Source organism: Bacillus sp. JJ783, assembly GCF_036963225.1.
In the GTDB taxonomy this organism is placed as follows: domain Bacteria; phylum Bacillota; class Bacilli; order Bacillales; family Bacillaceae_G; genus Bacillus_A; species Bacillus_A cereus_U.
Map to the genome: position 1 here is coordinate 1 of NZ_JBALMG010000136.1, position 23,454 is coordinate 23,454.

Below are 23,454 nucleotides of genomic sequence, written 5' to 3' on the forward strand. Positions count from 1 at the left end.
CCCTGTTGTACATTTACGCCCTGTTGTACATTTACGCCCTGTTGTACATCGATGATGAGAGAATTTATCATCATCGCACTCAAAATTACTTGGATCTTGATATAAGAAATCCTCCATCCCTGCACTTTTGATTTCTTCAACAGCTTTTCTAATATCACGTTTCATAGAAATCCTCCTTATCGTGTATTAAATTGAAAAGGTATTCTTTTTCCTTAACATGATATGAGATACGGTTTCTTTCTGAACAGGACAAGAGTGTAATTTTATATAAATGGATGATAGCGGATGTATGGACAAGGCGTGGTGCATACATTGAATGAAGAGAACTGAGAAGGGATGAGAAAACATGCTGCCTTCATATGATTTTTTTGTTCATCCAATGTACTTAGTGGAATTGAAAAAAGACATTTGGTCAGATAGTCCAGTGCCAGCAAAATTAACTTATGGAAAAAAGAAGTATGACATTGATATTGTCTACCGTGGTGCTCATATTCGTGAATTTGAGAAAAAATCTTATCATGTTAAGTTTTATAAGCCAAAAAAATTTCAAGGGGTGAAGGAATTTCATTTAAACTCTGAATTTATGGATCCATCTCTTATTCGTAACAAATTATCACTAGACTTTTTTAATGATATTGGGGTACTTTCACCGAAGTCACAGCACGTATTTATAAAAATAAATGGTCAAATCCAAGGCGTATATTTACAGTTAGAATCGGTTGATGAAAACTTTTTGAAAAGTAGAGGGTTGCCGAGTGGTTCTATTTATTATGCGATAGATGATGACGCGAATTTTTCTTTAATGAGTGAGAGAGATAAAGATGTTAAAACTGAGCTTTTTGCAGGGTATGAATTTAAATGTTCGAATAAAAATAGTGAAGAGCAACTGAGTGAATTCGTTTTTCAAGCAAATACACTATCGAGGGATGATTATGAAAAAGAAATTGGGAAATACCTTCATGTTGATAAATATTTACGCTGGTTAGCTGGCGTTATTTTGACTCAAAACTTTGATGGTTTTGTTCATAACTATGCACTGTATCATAACGATGAAACAAATTTATTTGAGGTCATCCCGTGGGATTACGATGCGACTTGGGGGCGTGATGTACAAGGGAGACCGCTTAATCATGAGTACATTCGCATTAAAGGATATAATACGTTAAGTGCAAGTTTGTTAGATATACCTGTTTTTAGAAAGCAATATCGAAATATATTAGAAGAAATTTTAGAATTACAATTTACAGAATCCTTTATAAAACCAAAAGTAGAAGGCATGTGCGAATCCATTCGTCCATATTTACTTCAGGATCCATATATGAAAGAGAAAATAGAAGTTTTTAATCAAGAGGCTGAGATGATTTTTCAATATATAAATAAAAGAAGCAACTATATACAAGAACATCTTCATGAATTGGGATGATTTTGAAGGAGATTGAAACATTATCAATCTCTTTTTTTGTATACTAAAGATGGAGAAATAAAAAAGCGAAATAATATTTAGTAGAATGAAGTTGATTAAGAATGGAGTTGTGTAGATATGACGGTTAAATGGATTGATTGGGTAAAACAAATACAATCAATAGCACAAGCAGGTTTAACGTACTCCAAAGATGTGTATGATCTAGAGCGTTTCCAACAATTACGAGACATTTCAATTGCGATGATGTCACATTACACAAAAACAGATTGGGAAGTAGTAGAGAATTTATTTGCAAGTGAGACAGGCTATCAAACACCTAAAGTTGATATACGGGCAGTTATTTTTCAGAATGAAAAATTATTATTTGTGAAAGAAAAAAGTGATGGAAAATGGGCATTGCCAGGTGGATGGGCCGATATTGGTTATACGCCAACAGAAGTCGCAGTAAAAGAAGTATTAGAAGAGACAGGTTATAAAGTAGATCATTTTAGGCTACTAGCAATATTCGATAAAGAAAAACATCAACCATCTCCATCAGCAACCCATATATATAAGGTTTTTATAGGTTGCGAGATTGTTGGTGGAGAAAAGAAACTAAGTATTGAAACAGAGGATATAGATTTTTTTAGTGAAAATGAAATACCTGATTTATCAATCGCTAGAAATACAGAATGGCAGATTAAAGAAATGTTTGCGTTTATGAAGGATCGAAATAAGGAAAAGATACTTGATTAATTAAATGAATCAAGTATCTTTTTAGGGTATATTGATGAAGGGTTGTACATGTTCTTGTAACAAAAAAGAGTATAGTGTAGTCCTCTTTAAAGTCTATGAGTTAGGTGAAGAGATTCACATGATTATATTGGCAGATGGCAATCTTTATGTGATAATGGAATGGTATGTGAAGAAAAAAGGAGATAGAAAAGAATATGTTAGCGAATATAATAGATCAGTTATTACAATTCTTTGCAAGTCTAGGATACTTCGGAGTAGCGCTAGGTTTAATGATTGAAATTATCCCAAGTGAGATTGTACTTTCGTATGCTGGATTTTTAGTGGCAGAAGGGAAAATTAGTTTTGTCGGAGCTGTTATTGCCGGAACAATCGGTGGTACTTTAGCGCAAATCTTTTTATACTGGCTTGGATACTACGGAGGGCGTCCGGTTGTTGAAAAATACGGGAAATATCTGCTTATTAATAAGCATCATCTAGATATTGCAGAAAATTGGTTTAAAAGATACGGGGCGGGTGTAATATTCTCTGCACGCTTTATTCCTGTTGTACGTCATGCTATCTCTATTCCTGCAGGACTAGCTAAGATGCCGTTAAAGCTCTTTACACTGTATACAGTAGTAGCGATTATTCCATGGTCAATTCTTTTTATATACTTAGGAGAAAAGCTTGGTGGAAATTGGCGACATATTAAAGAGTATGCATCTGATTACACACATTACATAATTATAGGTGCGGTTTTCTTTATTGCTCTTTACTTCGGTTTAAAGCTTTTGAAAAAGAGAAAAACAACGCATTAAAGTCAATGATTTTTCATTGGCTTTTTTTAATTGTTTTGGTTCTAAAAAAAAGGAGTTGTCCATAATGTGTAATAATAAAGCGTAGCGGGGGAATGTGATGAAAGGATCACCGTTTTTACGTGGAACGATATTTTTAACGATGGCAACGATGATATCTAAAATGTTAGGGTTCATATATGTTATACCATTTACAGCAATGGTAGGTACGAGTGGGTACGTATTATATACGTATGCATACCGTCCTTATACAATTATGCTTAGTATTGCAACGATGGGATTGCCACTTGCCGTTTCGAAAATGGTATCAAAATATGATCAACTCAATGATTATCATACGGTTAAAAGAGTATTAAAGAGTGGTATCGTTTTTATGTTTATAATGGGAGTTATTTCATGTTTTACACTATATATATTAGCTCCACATTTAGCTAAACTTGTAATTGATGGAAATGATCAAACCGGGAATAGTATAACGGAGGTCACTAATAACATTCAAATTGTAAGTTTTGCGCTAATACTTGTACCAGTAATGAGTTTATTAAGGGGCTTCTTTCAAGGATTTCAATCGATGGGACCTTCTGCACTAAGTGTAGTTGTAGAGCAATTTTTTCGGGTCTTAACCATTTTAATAGGAAGTTTTGTCGTTTTATATGTTTTAAAAGAGTCTATTTCGCTAGCGGTCGGTATTTCAACGTTTGGTGCATTTATGGGAGCTATAGGTGGATTAACGGTTTTAAGTGCGTATTATGTAAAGAGGAGAAGGCACTTAAAGAAAAAAGAGATGGCAAGTATACCACAAACAGCAAAATCTTTTTTCTCGTTATATAAGGAGCTCTTTACATATTCAATACCGTTTGTTGTGGTTGGTTTAGCAATTCCGTTGTATCAGACAATTGATACATTTACAATTAATAAACTACTTATACAAATAGGATATATGCAAGGAGAAGCTGAAAAGATTAATGCGATAATTGGTCTTGTTCAGATGGTTGTACTTATCCCGGTTTCTGTTGCAACGGCTTTTAGTATGTCCCTTGTACCTGAAATGACGAAAGCTTATACAGCGGGAAATGAGAAGCTACTGTATAAGCACTTTACAAGGACAAATTTATTAGTGGTAGGAATTACCGTACCGGCGGCGATTGGAATGATGGTTTTAGCAAAACCAGTGTATACTCTTTTATTTGGTGCGGGAAATGATCCAGAGATGGGCAGTATTATTTTGCAGTATTATGCTCCTGCTTGTATACTATTCTCACTATTTACAGTAACCGCTGCCATGTTACAAGGAATTAATCAACAACAGAAAACAGTGCTAGGATTAGTAATCGGAATAACTGTGAAGATAGTTTTAAATATTGTATTGCTACCGTATTTTGATTATGTAAGTTTTATCATTTCAACATACGCTGGCTATACGATTTCAGTCGGCTTTAACTTGTGGATGCTTTCTAAATATGTTATAAAGGCAACATAAGCTTTTTTAAAGGCAGAGAACACTCTGTCTTTTTCTATGTTTACAAGATTTTTCTTAAAAAAACGTTTTCAAAATAATTTTTCTATTGAAATTTAATCGTTTGTTTCATATGCTGAAAATAGCGGTTCAAAAACTGTTGTTTAAGTGAGGTAGATTCCCACATGTAAAAAGAATCGGGGTGATAGTATGTTAAATATTTATTTAACAGACCGAAACGGAAAACTACAAGAGATTGAGGAAATGCAAAAGGGCTGCTGGATTAATGTACTTCATCCAACAGAAGAAGAAATTCAGTATCTAGTACAAACTTTAAATGTAGACTTAGATTTCATTAAAGACCCTTTGGATGATGAAGAACGCTCTCGTATTGAAAAGGAAGACAATAATACTTTAATTATCGTGGATATTCCGACAGTCAGACATGATGAAGAAGGAAATTCAATTTATGACACGATTCCAATAGGTATGATTGTAATGCCAGATTGTTTTGTTACTATTTGCTTAGAAGAAAATCCAATTTTTGAACGCTTTATTAATCAACGTATTAAAGAATTTTATACGTTTAAAAAGACGCGCTTCGCACTTCAGCTCTTATATACAATTTCTACTTATTATTTAAGGTACTTAAAGCAAATTAATCGAAAAACAATCGATTTAGAGCACCAATTAAATAAGTCGATGAAAAATAAAGAAATTTTCACATTGCTCGGCCTTGAAAAAAGTTTAGTTTATTTTACAACATCATTAAAGGCAAATAAAATTGTAATTCAAAAATTAATGCGAAACAGTACATTTTTGAAAATGTATGAAGACGATCAAGATTTACTAGAAGATGTATTAATTGAGAATAAGCAGGCTATTGAAATGGCGGAAATATATAGTCACATCTTAAGTGGAATGATGAATACATTTAGTTCGGTTATTTCTAACAATTTAAATAGTGTTATGAAACTGTTGACTTCTATTACAATCATTTTATCATTACCAACGATGGTTTCTAGTTTCTTTGGAATGAATGTAAAGGTTCCATTTGAAGGGGAAGCATATGGTTTTGTAATTGTACTTATAATATGTGTAACATTATCTTTCACTTTAGCATTTGTTTTTTGGAAGAAACGTTACTTTTAATGATAAGAAAGCTGCTCTAGCATAGTTATAAAACTGCGCTAGAGCAGCTTTTTTTGCTATAAAATCTCAATTTTGGAACAGAATATAACTTGTGAAATGTAATTTGTATGAAGGTTATGAATTCCATATAACTCTTGTTCAAATAATAAAATGGAGTTAAAATTACATATTGTTAATGAAAAGTTGGAGGAAATACATCATGGAATTGTTTCAATTACCGAAAGCATTCCTGCAAATGAATACAATCTTTATCTCAATATTAATCGAAGCACTTCCTTTTGTGCTAATTGGTGTATTTATTTCTGGATTCATTCAAATGTTTGTGACAGAAGATATGGTGGCAAAATGGATGCCTAAAAACCGATTTCTGTCTGTTTTATTAGCTACTTTTTTAGGTATGATGTTTCCTGGGTGTGAATGTGGAATTGTTCCGATTGTAAGACGATTAATCGGAAAAGGGGTTCCACCCTATGCAGGAATTGCATTTATGTTAACTGGACCGATTATTAATCCAGTTGTATTATTTGCAACATATGTTGCTTTTGGAAGTAGTATGCACATGGTATGGTATCGTTCTATTGTGGCGATTATCGTAGCAATTATCGTTGGAATTATATTATCATTTATGTTTAAAGAACATCAATTAAGAGATGATCACTTCCCAGAAGTGAATCATAAGCGTCCGTTACGTAAAAAAATGTGGGATGTATGTACACATGCTGTTGAGGAATTCTTCTCAATGGGAAAATACTTAGTGTTAGGAGCGTTAATTGCTGCTGCAGTTCAAACGTTTGTACAAACTTCAACATTGCTTGCTATTGGACAAGGTCCGTTTTCTTCATCAGCTGTAATGATGGGACTTGCTTTTATTTTATCACTTTGTTCAGAGGCAGATGCATTTATTGCTTCTTCGTTCCAAAGTACATTTTCAACAGCGTCACTAGTCGCGTTCCTCGTATATGGACCGATGGTGGATATTAAAAATATGTTTATGATGCTTGCGACATTTAAAACAAAATTTGTAATTGTTGTGACGGTTACAGTTACACTTGTTGTTTATGCAAGCTCACTACTCATTTATGCGATGGGGTGGTAGGTTATGTTTCGAGCATATATATTACTAGGTTTCACAATTTTAATTGGTCAGCTTCATATTTCCGGTAACATTACGAAGTATATAAATATGAAGTATGCCTATTTATCAAAAACTGCAGCTATTATTTTAGGTTTCTTAACGATTATACAAATTATTATCGTTTTCCAGAAAGAGCATCAAAAGGAAAAAGAGAAACATGATTGCAGTTGTGATCATAGCCATTGTGGGCATGATCATTCGAAAGATGAAAATACATGGTGGAAACGAACGTTTTCTTATACTCTGTTCTGTTTTCCGATTATTTCAGGATTATTTTTCCCAATTGCAACATTAGATTCGGACATTGTTAAGGCGAAGGGGTTTCACTTTCCTGTTGCACAAGCGGAAAGTAAAGATCCATTTATGACAAGACAATTCTTAAGACCGGATACGAGTATTTATTACGGGAAAGAAGGATATCGTGGTGTAATGGAAAAAGGGAAGAAAGAGTTTGTTACGAAAGACAATATCACTTTAAAAGATGAAGATTTCTTAAAGGGTATGGAGACAATTTATAATTATCCTGGTGAATTTACTGGTAAAACCCTGTCTTATAAAGGATTTGTTTTCCGAGATGATTCTTCTAAAAAGGAACAATATTTCTTATTCCGTTTCGGTATTATACATTGTGTTGCGGATTCGGGTGTATATGGTATGTTAGTTAAAAAACCAGAAGGTGTAGAGTGGAAAAATGATGATTGGATTCAGGTGGAAGGAGAAATTTCAACTGAATTTTATCAGCCATTCCATGCAAATATTCCAGTGTTAGAAGTAACGAAATGGAATAAAGTTGAACAGCCGAAAGAACAATATGTATTTAGAGGAGCCGATTGATAAAATCGGTTCTTTTTTGTGGACTAAAAGTTCTAAAAATTGTTAATATTAAACGTGTAGTTCATGAGATGTAGTAAATGTTTGGATATTAGAGATATATAATTAAAGGGGTGATAACAATGACTGAAGTAAAGGGTAAAACAGCTAATGAATCAAGAGTTTTTAAAACAAGTCGAGTATTTCCAACGGATTTAAATGATCATAACACGCTATTTGGTGGAAAGATATTGGCGGAGATGGATATGGTTGCTTCAATTTCAGCAACGAGACACTCGAGAATGGAATGTGTCACAGCGTCTATGGATTGGGTAGATTTCTTATACCCAGTACGTTCTTCAGATTGTGTTAGTTATGAATCTTTCGTAATTTGGACGGGAAGAACTTCTATGGAGATATTTGTGAAAGTAGTAGCAGAAGATTTAATTTCAGGTGAAAAACGTGTAGCAGCAACTTCATTCGTTACTTTTGTTGCGCTTAGCAAGGAGAATAATCCAGTCCCTGTACCTCGTGTTATCCCTGAGACAGAAGAGGAGAAAGAATTGCATCGAATTGCTGTGTTACGTGCAGAACAGCGTCATATTCGTAAGGCGGAGAGTAAGAAGGTAGCTACACTGCTAACTTTTTGATGTAAAGTACTTTCCTAGTGGTACTATTTTTGTAATGGGCTAGGGGGTTTTATGAAATGAAAAGCGGACACCTAAAAATAGGTGTCCGCTTTTATAGTTTTTTCATCCCCATATCGTATTACAATAACTGCTTAGCAGAAGCAAGCAGCACCGACGATAATTAAGAGGATAAATAATACGACTAGTAGCGCAAATCCATTACCATGTGCGAAGCCCATTGTTATTTCCTCCTTTTATTTTAAGATACAACATACAATATGCAGATGAGCTCTTGTTTGATATGGACGTATATCATGCAATGACATATTTTTTTGTATGATAATGTTTAAAAAAAGGAAAGATATAGGAATAACAGTAGTTAGAGAAAGGAACGTATCCATGAAGCACTTTTTAATTGTAATAATTTGTTTGATAGGTGTATTCATATGGATGAACGTTGATGTGGAAATGGGGAAGAAAATGGCTAGTGGATATGGATTAGAAAAAATTCGATCAGGGGATTTTCAATTATATACGAACGGTGATGAGTTATATAGAAGTTTATTTGAGAATATAAATCGTGCAGAAAAGAATGTGTATATTCATTTTTATATTGTAGGTAAAGATGAGGTAAGTAAAGAATTCTTACAATTATTAGAGAAAAAAGCATCTAGCGGAGTAGATGTAAAATTGTCAGTAGACCGCATTGGCGGATATAAGCTTAAGAAAAAGATAATTAATCAATTAAAAGAAAAAGGCGTGAAGTTTACATTTAGTAAAAAACTTAAATTAAAAAACTTATTTTATTCTTTGCATCAACGTAATCATAGACGCATTGTTACTATAGATGGGAAAGTTTCGTACATTGGTGGCTTCAATATCGGAAAGGAATATCTTGGGCAGGATCCTAAATTTGGTCCGTGGCGTGATTATCATGTACGCATCGAAGGGAATGGAGCTACTGATATGGAACGGAAATTTGCGGAAGATTGGCAGGAAGATACGGGAGAAAAGGTCCCTATACGTCAAGAGTTACCTGTACAAGGAAATATAAAATATCAATATGTATTTTCGAATGGGAAAGGTTTATGGCAGGAGTATGGAGCGCTTTTAAAGAAGGCAAAACATTCCTTAATTATCGCTACACCATATTTTGTACCGAGTAAAGAGATGGTAAAAGGACTGAAAGATGCATTAAATCGTGGTGTTCATGTGAAAATACTCGTTCCATTTAAAAGTGATGCCGTATTGTTAAAACAGGCTGCCTATCCTTATTTGAAAGACATGTTAGATGCTGGAGCGGAGATTTATCAATATCGAAATGGATTTTTTCATGGGAAAGTAACAATCATTGATGAGGACATCGTTGATATCGGTACAGCGAATTTTGATAATAGAAGCTTTTATTTAAATAACGAATCTAACTGTTTCATATATGACAAGAAAGTCGTTGCTGACGTATGGAGTCGATTAAAAGAAGACTTTCATAAATCAAAACGATTTTCTGAAGAAGATTTTGAGAAAATTAGTAGCTGGGATTGGTTTCTAGCAAGAATAGCGAATGGTATCGCATCATATTTATAGTATATAGATGAAAAATAGGAAGGGAGGAGCTTTAATGGATTGTATGAAAGAATTGATGACATATAGTTACACACTTATATATAAAGTTGGAGAGTACACGGGCAAGGTTCGAGATGAAGAATTAAAGGATATTTTACAGCATCATTTGCCGTATATGTTACAAGCATATAATGAACAAGTGAATTTTCAAGAAGGAGAAAATGTACAGCATATAACTTGTAAACAAATGTGGCCGGAATTTACAGAAATAGATAGGGAAACAGATAATGAATATACAGGGGATATGGGGATTGCTATTTGTTATATTACACATTTGAAACGATTGGCATTAAAGTTTGCTCAAGTGGCAGTAGAAGTTGCGAACCCGGAGTTTCGTTCTTTTCTGGAAAATTGTTTTGTGAAAATGAATCGTTACGCATATAATGTTTGGCAATATGTTGTGAAGAAGGAATATAAGATTAAACATGTATATGAAAATGAAAAATTCGCGTGAAAAGCTAAGGTGGAATGAAAGGCGCCTTAGTTTTTTTATGTCTAATTAGAGGGGGGATTAAAGATTGGTTATGTTATCCGAAAATTTACAAAAGTTTACAATATCTTTACTATTTTTAAATCATACCTTTAAAAATAAAGAGTAATATGGGATTGTACATATTCTATCAAAGGGAGGAAACGCAAATGAACAAATGGGTTAAGTCATTAACTGCTATGGCACTTGCAAGTTCTTTATTAATGGTAGGTTGTAGTAAAGGTGAGGATAAAAAGAAAGAAGATGACACAACTTCGCAGCAAGATGAAAAGAAAGATAAAGAAACAAGCGGAACAGAAAAATCTTCTGATTCAAAAGAAAAGAAATAAATGGATAATAGAGCTTCCTCACATATATGAGGGAGCTTTTTTGTTGCGTATTTGTAAGTTTTGCGGAAAAATAGAGAGAAAGAATTGAAAAGGAGAAAGTAAATGAAAGTATGTATATTAGGAGCGACAGGTAGAGTAGGGTCACACATTATGAAATTGGCATTACATGATTCATATGAAGTGACGGTATTAGTTCGTGATTTGAGTAAAGTAGAAATAGAGCATGAAAGGTTGCATATTATAGAGGGAAATGTGTTAAACGGAAATGATATAAAGGAAGCGATTAAAGGATGTGATATTGTAATTAGTGCTCTTGGAACTGATCGGAATGGGACGTTAGAGAAGAGTTTACCGATTATTATAAAGCAAATGGAAGAAGAGGGCATAAAGAAAATTGTTACAATAGGAACTGCTGGTATTTTACAAGCGCGAACAAATCCAAATATATATCGTTTCCAATCAAAGGAATCGAAAAGAAAAACAACAACAGCTGCGGAAGATCACTTAGCTGCTTATAAAGCACTACATAACAGTAATTTATGTTGGACTGTTGTTTGTCCGACGCATTTAATAGATGGTGATGTAACAGGTGTATATCGAACTGAAAAAGATATGTTGCCAACAGATGGATCGAAAATCACAGTTGGTGATACAGCTCATTTTGCATGGAGTTTACGTAATAAAAGCTTATACGAGAAAAGCCGAGTAGGTATTTCATATTAAAAAACCATCCCAAAATAGGGATGGCTAAAAAATGATATAGCATACAAAGATGATAATCATAATGATTTGGAGAATGGCTTTGGCTACTGTACTACTTAAAAAACCGACTACAGTTGCAATTCCGACTAAAAGGGCGTCTTTTGGCGCCTTTTTATGCATTAGTTCCGTAATAAATACAGATAAGAACGGTATGATAATAAGCCCGAATGGTGGGAAGAAGAAAGATCCGACAATGATAGAAACCATACCAACACGTTCGCCCGATTTTGTACTTCCGTATTTTTTTAGGAAGTATCCATTTGCAATAAAGTCAGCAACGAAAATGAAGAGTGTAAAAATGACTTGAATAATCCAAAAAGATGTCGTTAACTCTCCGCCATTTATTCCAAAATGATAAATGAAATAGCCAGCCCATACGGCAAGGATGCCAGGAATAATGGGGTAAATAAAGGAAAGAAATGAAACAATGAAACAAGCAATGATACAAATTGTTAGTAAAACAGTCACTTTATAACTCCTTTGTAGTATCTAATTTATGTACAGCGATCTTTTTAATTTGATGCCCATCAAGTTCTAATACTTTAAATTGAAAACCATCATATTCAACTGAATAGCCAGCCTCAATATTTAAATCAATTGATTGAGAGAGAAGCCAACCACCAATTGTATCTAAATCACTTTCATCGATATGTAGGCCAAACATATCATTTACTTCAGAAATGAGTACTTTCCCATCTAAAACAGTAAGCTTAGGAGTACGCTTTTCAATCATTGGTGATTCGTCTGCGTCAAATTCATCTTGAATTTCTCCGATAATTTCTTCAAGAATATCCTCCATCGTTAAAAGGCCAGCAGTTCCACCGTATTCATCCATAACAATCGCCATTTGTACGCGGTTCTTTTGGAGGTGTATTAACGTTTTACGAATGGGAACTGTTTCAAATACAGTTAAAACAGGATGTATGTAAGCATCAAGTGGTTTGTAAATGCCTTTTGTTTGATTATGAAAAATCTCTTTCGTATTTATCATTCCGATAATATCATCTTTATCCTTTTCAATAATAGGATAACGTGTATACTTTTCAGTTGCAACGATTTTCATATTTTCTTCTAACGTATTTTCAGTAGATAAACAAACCATTTCAGTTCTAGGTACCATAATTTCTTTAGCAACACGATCATCAAATTCAAAAATATTATTTACATATTTATATTCGGTTTGATTAATTTCGCCGCTTTTATAGCTTTCACCTAAAATGAGTCGTAGTTCTTCTTCGGAATGAGCAAGTTCATTTTCTTTTGCAGGTTCTAAACCTAATAATTTAGTGAAAAATACAGCTGAACTATTCAGTAACCAAATGAATGGATACATAATTTTATCAAACAAAATAAGCGGTTTTGCAAATTTTAATGTGATTGCTTCAGCTTTTTGGATTGCGAAAGACTTAGGAACTAACTCGCCTAATACAACATGGAAAAAAGTAATCACACTAAACGCAATAATAAAGGATAGCGTGTTAGCCATTGTTCCAGTAATATTGATTCTTTCAAATAGTGGTCGTAATAAATGCTCTACAGTTGGTTCACCAAGCCAACCAAGTCCTAAAGAAGTGATAGTAATACCGAGCTGACAAGCAGATAAATAAACATCTAAATTAGATAAGACGCTTCTTGCAGCTAATGCTTGTTTATTACCTTCATTAGCAAGCTGGTCAATTCGACTTTTTCGTACTTTTACGACAGCGAATTCTGAAGCAACGAAAAAACCAGAAATAAGGATAAGTATAAAGATGAGAAAAATATTTAATATGTCCAAGTGTGTTCTTTATTCCTACTTTGGAATAAAGATGTCACCTCCTGCAATTATGTTATACTTTTATAATAAATCCAAATGAAAAGATTAGTCAAAGAAAATGGGTAAATAATGGTAGGTTTTAATAGTAGTTTTTTAATTTGCTGTTATTTTGTCCTCTATATAATAGGAATAACCGTCTACTTTTAATTTAGGTAGACGGTTATTCTATGTTATGGTTTCGAAATACTTCTAGTTAAAGTATACGTGTTCTGTTTAGCGTAGTTTGTTGTCCATAAAGCTTGGAGAAACGATAAGATGCTATATGGAATATAAAGTAGTAATAAACCAATTGTGACAACTATAGGTGCATTTTTGCCAAATTGGACGATAAATTGTAATAGTCCATTTGTATGAAAAATACATTCCATAAAAACGAATGAAAGAATAATGGAACTCAAAATAGATTTATGATTGGAAGTAAGCGCAATAAATAACGTATCAACAAGGAAAGATGAATTTTTTATTTCGTATTCATTAGTAGTATTTAAGAACGGTAGCCATTTTTTAATTGCTTGCATAACGATTATCATAGAAGTGCTACATACGATGATAAAAGAGGAGAAGAAAGGAAACTTTATGAATTTCGCGATGTAGAGAAGTGATAATAGGACTAAACATTGTAATATCACAGTGCCAAAAGAATACGGTATCCAGCGAAATAAAGAACTACACTTTTTTAATGAGTTTGGTGCTTTTAAAAATAGATGGCCAATCCCTAGACTTATAAAGAAACCGATTACAAGAGTGAATGTGAAACGAACGATTGATAAAAAATATATTTCCCATATGTAGGGGAACAGTGGTGACGAATGGTTAGAGGTATGTATTATATTTTGTGTATGTATAAGCTGATTTGCTGAGAAAAGGATAGGTTCATGCATCCAATCAATTGTTGGAATTGAAATGGAAGAAAACCGCATTAGATTATGGGAAATACTTACAAATCCAGTTAAGTAGGAATAATTATGTGTAATGAATAATGCTGGAAGAGGACTTATGACAAAAATAATCAAAACACCGGCTATAAATTTACATATATGTGAGCGCAATAAGGACATTCAATCACCTACTCTTTGAATATTCAGAAAATTCTTATTCTTATTTTAGCTTTTTTCGGATAAAGTTACAACACATTTTTCTCGAAGTAAGTTAGAGAGAATATACTATACTGAGATTATCCCGCTTTAACGAGCAGTAGACTCCACCTCAAAATTCGGCGAATGCGTAGAAGTTAGGTCGGGAGATCAACTGCCTATAAAAGCCCGATTGGTGAAGGCTAATAATAAATGGGGTGGAAAAATCCCCACTTATTAAAGTTTCACTTTAAACAAGTGTAGGATTAATGAATAAATTATGACGGAAAAATGAATAATTTTCAGAAAAATAAAATAATATATTTATTTTTTTCTGAAAATATAATATAGTTATGGCACAGAAAGTATTTTAGCATAAGGAGGCTTTTTTATGAGGATTAAAGGGAATTATGTGCCAAAGAGGGAAGTTTTGTTTTGCTCAAGTTCAATTACGATAGGGGAAACGCTGGAGCATTTAAATAAAACGGGGTATCGTTGTGTACCAGTTTTAGATGAAAAAAAAGAGAAGTTTTTAGGGAATGTATACAAAGTAGATATTTTAGAATATAAAGGTTCACTTGAAGATAATGTATTACAATTATTGAACGATAAAAATGGGTACGTGAGAGAAGACTCTTCCTTCTTTAAAGTATTTTTTACAATTAAAAAACTACCGTATTTATCAGTAGTTGATGAAAAAGGGGTCTTCCTTGGTATTTTAACTCATAAAAAAGTTTTTGAACTATTAGAAGATGCATGGGGAGTCCATTCTAGTAAATATTCTGTCATGATTGGAACACAAGATTATAATGGGGCCATTCAAAAATTATCGACAGTGCTAAAGAAATACACTGGTATTCAAAGCTTAATGACTTTTGATAATGATGCTTTATTAGTACGTAGAATTATGTTTACATTGGGAGAAGAGTTTGAAGATAGTGAATTAGAAACATTGCTGAAGGATTTAGAAGATCATGGATTTAGAGTTGTGTATGTTGAAGAGATGAAGAATCCACGTGAAGTTGAAACGATAGAGTAACAAGTAAAAGCCATCTTATTTTTTGATGGCTTTCACTTTCTTTCACATAAAAATATTCAAATATAATAAAATATAAAAATCGTAAATTTCTAAAAAAATTTGTGTAATAGAATAAATAAAGGAGGTATGTGTGGATAATTTTGATTTTCAAAAAATTCTATTTAAAAATATGTTTTTATTTTTCAGCCAAATATGTTACTATATGTGTGATAAAAACAAAGAGGTCTGACAACCGAACTCCACGTTATAACACTCTAATGACTTAAATATTCAAAAAAATCAAAATCTATAATTTGGAGTAATTAAAAGGGGAATGGAGAAATTATGGAGAAAGACATTGCTTTGTAAGGGGCATATTTTATGATTATGAACAGAGAGGAGGATGCATAGCATATTGTGAGAATAGAGAAAAACAATGAAAAAGTGCTATGCAAATGAAAGAATGAAGGGACGATTAAGGCCAGGTGATACGCTAGCAATCGGTTTAATGTTATTTGCATTATTTTTAGGAGCAGGAAATTTAATTTTTCCACCAGTTTTAGGTCAACAAGCAGGAGAAAATGTTTGGATTGCTACAATTGGATTCCTTGTAACGGGAGTCGGACTTCCCCTATTAGCTGTCACAGCTGTCGCGTTTGTAGAGGGGGACTTGAAAGCGCTATCTTCTAGAGTTCACCCTATATTTGCGTTTGTTTTTCCACTGGTTAGTTATTTAGCAATTGGACCATTCTTTGCGATCCCGCGTACTGGAGCTGTTTCATTTGAAATGGGAATGAAGCCGTTTTTATCAGAAGCAATGGTTTCAGAATGGTACATGCTATTCCTTTACACTATAGTTTTCTTCGGAATAACGTGGTATTTATCATTAAATCCATCTAAATTAGTTGATTGGTTTGGAAAGTTTCTCACACCGTTGTTAGTATTAATTGTTGCTGTTATTGTCGGAAAGGCAATTATTGATCCGATTGGAACACCGGCTGCACCACTCGCTGCTTATAAAGAAAATGCTTTCTTTGGTGGGTTTATTCAAGGGTATTTAACGATGGATGCAATTAGTGCTCTTGTATTTGGAATTGTTGTTGTACAAGTTATTCGCTCAAAAGGAATAAAAGAGAGCGGACAAATCGCAAAAATAACAGTCGTATCAGGAGTAATTGCTGTAATAGGTTTAACGTTAATATATTTATCACTTGCTTATCTAGGTTCAACGAGTACATCACTTGGTGTTTCAGAGAACGGTGGTCTTATTTTAACGAATGTTGTAAATGAGTTGTATGGAACGAGTGGGAAAATTTTATTAGGACTTGTTATTACACTTGCTTGTTTAACGACTTCGGTTGGATTAGCATCTGCCTGTGCAGGGTTCTTTTCAAACTTATTTCCGAAATTTTCACATAAAACGATTGTAACAATAGTATGTGTATTTAGTTTAATTGTATCTAACTTAGGATTGACACAATTAATCGCAGTAACTTTACCAGTGTTAATGATCATTTATCCAGTTGCAATTGTATTAATTGTACTTTCGTATTTCCATAAATGGATTGGAAAGCGTAATACAATTTATATTGGTGCAATATTAGGTGCATTGTCGATTAGTTTATTTAATGGCTTAGAAAGTGCGAACATAAAAATTGACGCAATTTCAAATGTACTACAAATGTTACCATTATATAAAGAAGGAATAGGATGGTTAATCCCAGCATGTATTGGCGGGGTTCTCGGTTTCTTCTTCTATAAATCAAATGAATCAAGTGAGTTACAAAAGAAAGGTGCCTAGGCGCCTTTCTTTTTTTGAAGGGGATTTTTATGTTTTGTCTAAGTAATAATTGGGAGGATTGATAAAATGGCTAGTTTTGAAGATTTTTTAACTTTGGATTTGCGTATTGGGACGGTAAGAAAGGCGGAGAAATTTAAAGAAGCAAGGATTCCTGCAATTAAGTTAGAGATTGATTTTGGAGAGTTAGGGGTTAAGCAATCAAGTGCTCAAATTACGAAAAGATACAATCCAGAAGATTTAATCGGTCAACAAGTCGTTGCTATAGTGAATTTCCCGCCAAAGCGTGTGGCAGGATTTAAATCGGAAGTACTTGTACTTGGCGGAGTTCCTGAAGCTGACGATGTTGTTTTACTTCAGCCTAATATGGAACTACCGAATGGAACGAAAATTAGTTAGTGTGAAGGTAGGTGTTAATTTGGATATCGGACGAGAATATTTAAAATGTGCAATTTCGAATTTTAAAGCAACACAAAACCAAGGAGAACGAGTACTTTCTCAATTATCTTATGAACAGATAATGTGGTCTTCTCATGAGGAGGCAAATAGTATTGCGATTATTATTAAGCATTTACATGGTAATATGCGTTCAAGATGGACAGATTTTTTAACGTCTGATGGTGAAAAAATAAATCGTAACCGAGATGGTGAATTTGAAGGCGGCTACAATTCAAAACAAGAAGCTCTTGCTGCGTGGCAAGAAGGGTGGGATTATGTTTTTCGAGCTTTGGATAATGTAACGCCAGAGAAGGTTTTGCAGAAAGTATACATTCGCGGAGAAGAGCACACTGTAATGCAAGCGATCGAAAGGCAAATTTCTCATTATGCTTTACATATTGGACAAATCATTTACATTGGTAAAATGTTAAAAGAAAATGATTGGGAATGTTTAAGTATTCCTAGAAGTCAGTCTACTAGTTATTTACAGAAAAAACGTTCAACGTAATAATATGAAAGAAACCGATATAAAATAGGAAGCAAAAAAATAAGCCAAACGATAGATGGCTCCGTGAACATTAGAATGCTACCCGCAATAAGCCCATATATAATAAGAAAGAAACCAAAGAGTGTATTTATAGGAATAAAACGTGAGACAAATAATTGCTGATTTTTGAAACAAGTGTTGTGAAATAAATAAAAGCGGAAATGCCATGTAGAGGTAATAAGATCTTTCTTTCTCGCTATTCTTTTTTTACATTTATGACAGATAAATGGTGGCTGCATTTCGTTACACTCCATTTTTGGAATTCATTAGTTTCATAACAATTTGAGACAAAATTAAGTACAAAGTGTATACCCCTATATACGCTCCTGCAAGTAGAAAAAATGGATTTAGTAAAATTCCATGAATGCTTGTCATGAAAACTAAATTTTGTATTAAAACATCATATATATTAATAGAAATAATTGTCCCGAGTACATACAGTGCTAAGTATGCGAAAATATGTAGCGTAATACGAATTTTAGGATGTAAAGCAAACAAATAAAAAATAAATGATAAGACGATTGGTAATGTTCCTATTAGTAGCTTCAATTCATTTCACCTCATTAACAATATAGCCGGAATTTAAGCGGTCTATTCTCTAGAGCTTGTACATAACTTGAAATAGAGAGGGTGATAGTATGAATCGAGGCTTTTTTTACGTGAAATTAACAAGTGTACGCAAGTTAATTATATTTGTTATTACTACGGTATTAGCGACTTTCTTTCTTATTAGTGTAATGGTAACTTCCATGAAAGAGACAAAGTCAACGTATTTATATAATTGGTTAAATGAGTTATCAATGAATGGTTACATGTACGTTATTGGGAAAGAGAATCATTATTTTACACAGGAGTACCGGAATTTGAATCAAGACTTTTCTATTTCTTCATTCCTCTTTTCGATGGCTACGAATATTCGTTTTGATGATGTACGTAGTTTTGTCGGAAAGGAGCTTCCGGGATTTGGAAAGTATGATACAGAAATCGTTATAGCAGGTGAAGGAACAAATTACTCCAACTTACCGATAGAGTCGAGTGTCCCTCTTGAAGAAGTAGTGAAGGAACGGACTGGAGAAGCTGGACAAGTTCCTAAGCCTGATCCGAATAAAGAGAAGAAACAACCATCTCAAACGACGGGAAAAAGGCAAGTTGCATTGATTTATCATTCACATAGCTGGGAATCTTATTTGCCGTTACTCAACTTAACGAATGATCCAAATCCAAATAAAGCAACGAGTTCTGTCACGAATATTTCAATAGTTGGCGATCGATTGCGTGAACAGTTAGAAAGTGAAGGGATCGGTGCTACTAACGATAAAACGGATGTTGGTCAAAAATTAATAAGTAAAGGATTAAACAGTAATAGTTCTTATAAACTATCACGAGAAATTGTACAAGAAGCGATGGCTGGTAATAAAGAACTCCAATATTTTTTCGATTTGCACCGTGATAGTGCACGGAAAAATGTCACGACAAAAACAATTGGAGATAAATCATATGCAAAGCTTGCTTTTGTAATTGGGAAAGGAAATAAAAATTATGAAAAGAACTTACAATTAGCAACAGCTCTTCATGAGGAAATTAATAAGAAATATCCAGGAGTGAGCCGTGGTGTAATTCAAAAAGGGTTTCAAACAGGAAATGGAGTCTATAATCAAGACTTATCGGGACAAGCGATTTTAATTGAAGTTGGTGGTGTAGATAATACAGATGAAGAATTAAATAGATCGATTGATGTTCTTGCTAAAGCATTTGGAGGATATTTTTGGCAAGCGGAAAAAGTGAATGGATAAAGTGGGAATTTAATTAGCCCTCATCAATCGGGATACCCGTTAATACGGGAAACACGTAAGCGAGAAGCTTACGTGTTTTTTATTCATAATCTATAGGTAGAAAGACATGTCACAGTATAGACATAATTACCTATTATTATAGTAATATCGAAATTTGTCTATTTATAGTAAGAAATTTAGAAAGGAATTTTCAGAATAGTGGAGAAAATGTTTTTACAAGGAAAATTTTAAACTAACAGAATGGATAGGGGATCAAGATGATACGAGAGATTAGAGTAGAAGATGCAGCATCATTTTTACAATTAAGTAAGCAATTAGACGAAGAAACGAAATTTATGTTATACGAACCAGGAGAACGAAAAACTACAGTAGAGCAACAAGAAAAGATGGTCCACCGTTTTATAGAAAATGAATATGCGACAATATTTGTAGCAGTTGAAGATGATAGAGTAATTGGATTTATTTTAGCTAATGGTAATGATGTTCAAAGAAAGAGACATGTGGCAGGCATTGTAATTGGTATTTTGCAAGAGTATAGTGGCCGAGGTATTGGAACGAGTTTGTTTAAAGAAGTAGAGAAGTGGGCAAGATTACATGATGTATGGCGTTTAGAATTAACGGTAATGGCCCACAATACAAGAGCTCAGGCACTATATAGTAAAATTGGATTTGCACAAGAAGGTGTCAAAAAATCTGCTCTTATCATCGATGGAAAAGGTATCGATGAGTATGAAATGGCCAAATTATTAAAATAAGAGGTCGTTATATGAAAAAAAGATGGGCACTACTTGGTACCGTAGCAATGATACTGATCATTGGAGTAGCAGGAATAAATTATAAGATGTACAAGGAGCAAGAGGCGCGGGAAGTAAATGTAAACAATATATTTCCGAAAGCTAAAGAAACGATTGCTAATATGGATGGGGATATCGCAGTCATTAGTAATCCAAATTCGATGCTTGTACTTGTGAATAAAAATAGGCGTTTACCAGATGGGTATAGACCCCCAGATTTAGTTGTTCCGAAAGTACGTTATTCTAGTGAAGGTGATCAGGAGAAGAAAAAGATGAGGAAAGAGGCAGCGGTGGCACTTGAGGAAATGATTCAGCAAGCCGATAATGAGAGGATTTTCCTTTTTGCAGTCTCTGGATTTAGATCTTTTGATCGACAAAAAGCATTAAATACAATGTATAAAAAACAAGATGGAGAAGCAAAGACAGCGATGTCTAGTGCAGTCCCTGGTACGAGTGAACATCAAACAGGACTAGCTATGGATATTACATCTCAATCTGCTAAATTTCAGTTAGAAACTGTTTTTGGGGAGACGAAAGAAGGAAAGTGGCTTTCTGAAAATGCCCATAAGTTTGGTTTTGTTATTCGATATACGAAAGAGAAAGAAGGGATTACCGGCTATCGTTATGAACCGTGGCATGTACGGTATGTTGGGAATCCGCAAGCTACATATTTATATGAAAACCAACTGACGCTTGAAGAAGTAACGCAGTAATGAATTGAGGGGAGAGGGCTAAGATGACGATGTTATATAAGAAAAAGGTACATGCATATATTACGAGAGAAAAAGAAGGGGTTATGCAACTACTCGTTTTTAAACATCGTGATATACGAGAGGCTGGTATCCAAGTGCCAGGTGGGACAGTATATGAAGGGGAAACGTTAGAGGCGGCAATTTTACGCGAAGTACAAGAAGAGTCAGGACTACGCCATTTTTGTATCGAACGCTTCCTTTCTGATTACATTATTTATATGAAAGAAAAAAAGGAATATCAAAAACGTCATTTTTTCCACATTTCATTATTAACAGATGTGAAAGATACGTGGGAACATATGGTAAGTGCCGGTGAGGAAGACAAAGGTTTAGTATTTTGTTATGAGTGGATTGATATTAACAAATGTCCTGAATTAGCGGGTAAACAAGGCGAGTTTTTACATTTGTTAGAAGAGGTATATGTAAAATAATAAAAAGAGTCTGAGGCGATATTGAATTCGTTTCAGACTCTTTTTATTTCTCTGGAAATTAAAGGTTTTTAAACTGGTAAGTTGAAGTCCTTTAAAGGGATTGTAGTTGTTTATGCGAGGAGCGGAGAAAATGAAAAAGTAATAGATATACGTCATATATAAAAGGAGAATGAAAATGGAAATTCAGTTCAATACATTATTGCAAAAAGAATTAACAATTCATGATATACAAACTGCAATGGAAGAAGGAAAATTAACGTCGAAAGAATTAGTCATGTATTATCTTCATAGAATCGCAAAATATGACCAAGATGGTCCGAAACTCAATTCTATTTTAGAAATCAACCCAGATGCTATCTTTATTGCAGAAGCGCTAGATCATGAAAGAAAGACAAAAGGTATAAGAGGTCCATTGCACGGTATCCCTGTATTACTGAAGGACAATATTGAAACAAGTGATTCTATGCATACAAGTGCAGGGACAATTGCTCTTGAGCATAATGTTAGTAATCAAGAGGCATTTCTTGTTAAAAAACTGCGTGCAGCAGGAGCAGTGATAATAGGGAAAGCAAATATGACAGAGTTAGCAAATGGAATGTCTTTTGAAATGTGGGCTGGATATAGTGCTAGAGGCGGTCAAACGATAAATCCTTACGGCACAGGAAAGGATGATATGTTTGTTGGTGGATCGAGTACAGGGTCTGCCGTTGCAGTTGCTGCTAACTTTACAGTATTATCCGTTGGTACAGAAACAGATGCTTCTATTTTAAGCCCAGCTGTTCAAAACTCTGTTGTAGGTATTAAACCGACTGTTGGTTTAATTAGCCGTAGAGGCATTATTCCGTTCACATATTCTCAAGATACAGCCGGTCCGTTTGCTAGAACGGTAACAGATGCAGCTATTCTACTAGGGAACTTGACGGGAGTGGATGAGGTGGATGTAGCCACTCACAAAAGTGAAGGAAGGACAGAGCAAGATTATACAACTTATCTTGATGTAAATGGATTAAAGGGAGCGAAGATTGGCGTATTTAACAATGCATCAGAAGATTATTACGAAAATGGTGAATATGATGAAAAATTGTTTGAAAAATCGATTCAAGTGTTACGCAATGAAGGAGCGACAGTAATAGAGGATATCGATATTCCATCTTTTCATAGGGAATGGAGTTGGGGAGTACCGCTCTATGAACTTAAGCATAGCTTAGATAATTATCTTTCCAAATTACCTTCTAATATTCCAGTGCATTCGATTTCAGAACTACTCGATTTTAATAGTCAGATAGAAGAAAGGGCATTGAAGTACGGACAAAAAAAGTTAGAAATAAGAAAAGATTTTCCTAATACGTTAAGAAATCCTGAATATTTAAATGCAAGATTAGAGGATATATACTTTTCACAAGAACAAGGAATTGATTTTGCATTAAAAAAATACAATCTTGATGCGATACTGTTCTCTTCATATATAGGCTCTACAATTTGTGCAAAAGCGGGCTATCCATCTATAGCAATACCAGCAGGATATATGAAAAACGGAAGACCTTTTGGGATTACACTTGCAAGTACTGCTTTTAGTGAAGGGACATTAATTAAACTAGCATACGCTTTTGAACAAGCGACAAAACATAGAAAAATACCAAACTTATCGTAAATAGA

General features: G+C 33.9%; 27 protein-coding genes and 1 pseudogene. 21 read left to right on the forward strand and 7 right to left on the reverse strand.

Features of this window, described 5'->3' with window-relative positions:
• Positions 1-165 (reverse strand): annotated as a pseudogene (gene exsB, locus V7038_RS24120) (exosporium protein ExsB); the annotation flags it as partial.
• A gap of 181 nt (positions 166-346) precedes the next feature.
• Here exsB and cotH point away from each other — a divergent pair.
• From cotH to V7038_RS24160, 8 genes are all read left to right on the forward strand, one after another.
• A complete protein-coding gene (gene cotH, locus V7038_RS24125) occupies positions 347-1,423 on the forward strand; it encodes a spore coat protein CotH (protein WP_199661742.1) in 1,077 nt (358 codons plus the stop codon).
• Positions 1,424-1,540: 117 nt separating this feature from the next.
• Positions 1,541-2,158, forward strand: coding sequence for an NUDIX hydrolase N-terminal domain-containing protein (locus tag V7038_RS24130; RefSeq protein WP_002200768.1), 618 nt, complete (start codon positions 1,541-1,543; stop codon positions 2,156-2,158).
• Between the two features lie 194 nt (positions 2,159-2,352).
• The gene (locus V7038_RS24135) at positions 2,353-2,955 is read left to right on the forward strand and encodes a DedA family protein (RefSeq protein ID WP_000880692.1); all 603 of its coding nucleotides are present in this window, start codon (positions 2,353-2,355) and stop codon (positions 2,953-2,955) included.
• Between the two features lie 97 nt (positions 2,956-3,052).
• Positions 3,053-4,432 (forward strand): putative polysaccharide biosynthesis protein, encoded by a 1,380-nt coding sequence (locus V7038_RS24140; protein ID WP_335695754.1) that lies wholly within the window; start codon positions 3,053-3,055, stop codon positions 4,430-4,432.
• A gap of 186 nt (positions 4,433-4,618) precedes the next feature.
• Positions 4,619-5,560 (forward strand): magnesium transporter CorA family protein, encoded by a 942-nt coding sequence (locus tag V7038_RS24145; protein ID WP_002148556.1) that lies wholly within the window; start codon positions 4,619-4,621, stop codon positions 5,558-5,560.
• Between the two features lie 199 nt (positions 5,561-5,759).
• Entirely contained in the window at positions 5,760-6,656 is an 897-nt protein-coding gene (locus V7038_RS24150) for a permease (protein ID WP_002118586.1), read from the forward strand.
• A gap of 3 nt (positions 6,657-6,659) precedes the next feature.
• Entirely contained in the window at positions 6,660-7,529 is an 870-nt protein-coding gene (locus tag V7038_RS24155) for a TIGR03943 family putative permease subunit (protein ID WP_002200765.1), read from the forward strand.
• Between the two features lie 119 nt (positions 7,530-7,648).
• Positions 7,649-8,155 carry an acyl-CoA thioesterase gene (locus tag V7038_RS24160; RefSeq protein WP_002200764.1) on the forward strand — a complete coding sequence of 169 codons (507 nt, stop codon included), beginning with the start codon at positions 7,649-7,651 and terminating at the stop codon, positions 8,153-8,155.
• A 131-nt stretch (positions 8,156-8,286) separates the two neighbouring features.
• Here the strand turns inward: V7038_RS24160 and V7038_RS24165 are convergent, their stop codons facing one another.
• The gene (locus V7038_RS24165) at positions 8,287-8,373 is read right to left on the reverse strand and encodes a YjcZ family sporulation protein (protein ID WP_000505094.1); all 87 of its coding nucleotides are present in this window, start codon (positions 8,371-8,373) and stop codon (positions 8,287-8,289) included.
• Between the two features lie 160 nt (positions 8,374-8,533).
• Between V7038_RS24165 and cls the strand changes: the two genes are divergently transcribed.
• The 4 genes from cls to V7038_RS24185 all read left to right on the forward strand — a co-directional run bounded on the left by cls (position 8,534) and on the right by V7038_RS24185 (position 11,299).
• Entirely contained in the window at positions 8,534-9,718 is a 1,185-nt protein-coding gene (gene cls / locus V7038_RS24170) for a cardiolipin synthase (protein ID WP_199661740.1), read from the forward strand.
• A 34-nt stretch (positions 9,719-9,752) separates the two neighbouring features.
• Complete coding sequence (locus V7038_RS24175; RefSeq protein ID WP_199661739.1) at positions 9,753-10,211, forward strand: spore coat protein; 459 nt, start codon at positions 9,753-9,755, stop codon at positions 10,209-10,211.
• Between the two features lie 185 nt (positions 10,212-10,396).
• Complete coding sequence (locus tag V7038_RS24180) at positions 10,397-10,576, forward strand: hypothetical protein (RefSeq protein WP_001045959.1); 180 nt, start codon at positions 10,397-10,399, stop codon at positions 10,574-10,576.
• A 102-nt stretch (positions 10,577-10,678) separates the two neighbouring features.
• A complete protein-coding gene (locus V7038_RS24185; protein WP_002202271.1) occupies positions 10,679-11,299 on the forward strand; it encodes an NAD(P)-dependent oxidoreductase in 621 nt (206 codons plus the stop codon).
• Positions 11,300-11,323: 24 nt separating this feature from the next.
• Here the strand turns inward: V7038_RS24185 and V7038_RS24190 are convergent, their stop codons facing one another.
• The 3 genes from V7038_RS24190 to V7038_RS24200 form a co-directional block, all read right to left on the reverse strand.
• The gene (locus V7038_RS24190; RefSeq protein ID WP_335695755.1) at positions 11,324-11,806 is read right to left on the reverse strand and encodes a DUF456 domain-containing protein; all 483 of its coding nucleotides are present in this window, start codon (positions 11,804-11,806) and stop codon (positions 11,324-11,326) included.
• Position 11,807: 1 nt separating this feature from the next.
• The gene (locus V7038_RS24195) at positions 11,808-13,115 is read right to left on the reverse strand and encodes a hemolysin family protein (protein WP_335695756.1); all 1,308 of its coding nucleotides are present in this window, start codon (positions 13,113-13,115) and stop codon (positions 11,808-11,810) included.
• Positions 13,116-13,324: 209 nt separating this feature from the next.
• The gene (locus V7038_RS24200; RefSeq protein ID WP_199661736.1) at positions 13,325-14,212 is read right to left on the reverse strand and encodes a hypothetical protein; all 888 of its coding nucleotides are present in this window, start codon (positions 14,210-14,212) and stop codon (positions 13,325-13,327) included.
• A gap of 406 nt (positions 14,213-14,618) precedes the next feature.
• On the opposite strand from V7038_RS24200, the gene cbpA reads away from it, so the two are divergent.
• From cbpA to V7038_RS24220, 4 genes are all read left to right on the forward strand, one after another.
• Positions 14,619-15,266: a cyclic di-AMP binding protein CbpA gene (cbpA, locus tag V7038_RS24205; protein ID WP_002200760.1), complete on the forward strand. Its 648-nt coding sequence runs from the start codon at positions 14,619-14,621 to the stop codon at positions 15,264-15,266.
• A 442-nt stretch (positions 15,267-15,708) separates the two neighbouring features.
• Positions 15,709-17,046 (forward strand): branched-chain amino acid transport system II carrier protein BrnQ4, encoded by a 1,338-nt coding sequence (gene brnQ4 / locus V7038_RS24210; protein WP_087952844.1) that lies wholly within the window; start codon positions 15,709-15,711, stop codon positions 17,044-17,046.
• 66 nt (positions 17,047-17,112) lie between these two features.
• The gene (csaA, locus tag V7038_RS24215) at positions 17,113-17,442 is read left to right on the forward strand and encodes a chaperone CsaA (RefSeq protein WP_199661735.1); all 330 of its coding nucleotides are present in this window, start codon (positions 17,113-17,115) and stop codon (positions 17,440-17,442) included.
• On the forward strand, positions 17,423-17,989 hold the full coding sequence (locus tag V7038_RS24220; protein ID WP_002200757.1) for a DUF1572 domain-containing protein: 567 nt from the start codon (positions 17,423-17,425) through the stop codon (positions 17,987-17,989). The genes csaA and V7038_RS24220 overlap by 20 nt, the downstream gene beginning before the upstream one ends.
• Here V7038_RS24220 and V7038_RS24225 read toward each other — a convergent pair.
• Positions 17,962-18,267: a hypothetical protein gene (locus tag V7038_RS24225; protein ID WP_002200756.1), complete on the reverse strand. Its 306-nt coding sequence runs from the start codon at positions 18,265-18,267 to the stop codon at positions 17,962-17,964. The two genes, V7038_RS24220 and V7038_RS24225, sit on opposite strands and share 28 nt — an antisense overlap.
• Before the next feature lie 4 nt (positions 18,268-18,271).
• Entirely contained in the window at positions 18,272-18,577 is a 306-nt protein-coding gene (locus V7038_RS24230) for a hypothetical protein (RefSeq protein WP_002200755.1), read from the reverse strand.
• Between the two features lie 89 nt (positions 18,578-18,666).
• Here V7038_RS24230 and spoIIP point away from each other — a divergent pair, with 89 nt between their 5' ends.
• The 5 genes from spoIIP to V7038_RS24255 all read left to right on the forward strand — a co-directional run bounded on the left by spoIIP (position 18,667) and on the right by V7038_RS24255 (position 23,449).
• A complete protein-coding gene (gene spoIIP, locus V7038_RS24235) occupies positions 18,667-19,821 on the forward strand; it encodes a stage II sporulation protein SpoIIP (RefSeq protein ID WP_078173780.1) in 1,155 nt (384 codons plus the stop codon).
• Positions 19,822-20,078: 257 nt separating this feature from the next.
• On the forward strand, positions 20,079-20,576 hold the full coding sequence (locus tag V7038_RS24240; protein ID WP_002202264.1) for a GNAT family N-acetyltransferase: 498 nt from the start codon (positions 20,079-20,081) through the stop codon (positions 20,574-20,576).
• 11 nt (positions 20,577-20,587) lie between these two features.
• The gene (locus tag V7038_RS24245; protein ID WP_002200752.1) at positions 20,588-21,328 is read left to right on the forward strand and encodes a M15 family metallopeptidase; all 741 of its coding nucleotides are present in this window, start codon (positions 20,588-20,590) and stop codon (positions 21,326-21,328) included.
• A 23-nt stretch (positions 21,329-21,351) separates the two neighbouring features.
• A complete protein-coding gene (locus V7038_RS24250; protein ID WP_199661734.1) occupies positions 21,352-21,798 on the forward strand; it encodes an NUDIX hydrolase in 447 nt (148 codons plus the stop codon).
• Positions 21,799-21,973: 175 nt separating this feature from the next.
• Entirely contained in the window at positions 21,974-23,449 is a 1,476-nt protein-coding gene (locus V7038_RS24255) for an amidase family protein (RefSeq protein WP_335695757.1), read from the forward strand.
• Positions 23,450-23,454 lie beyond the last annotated feature (5 nt).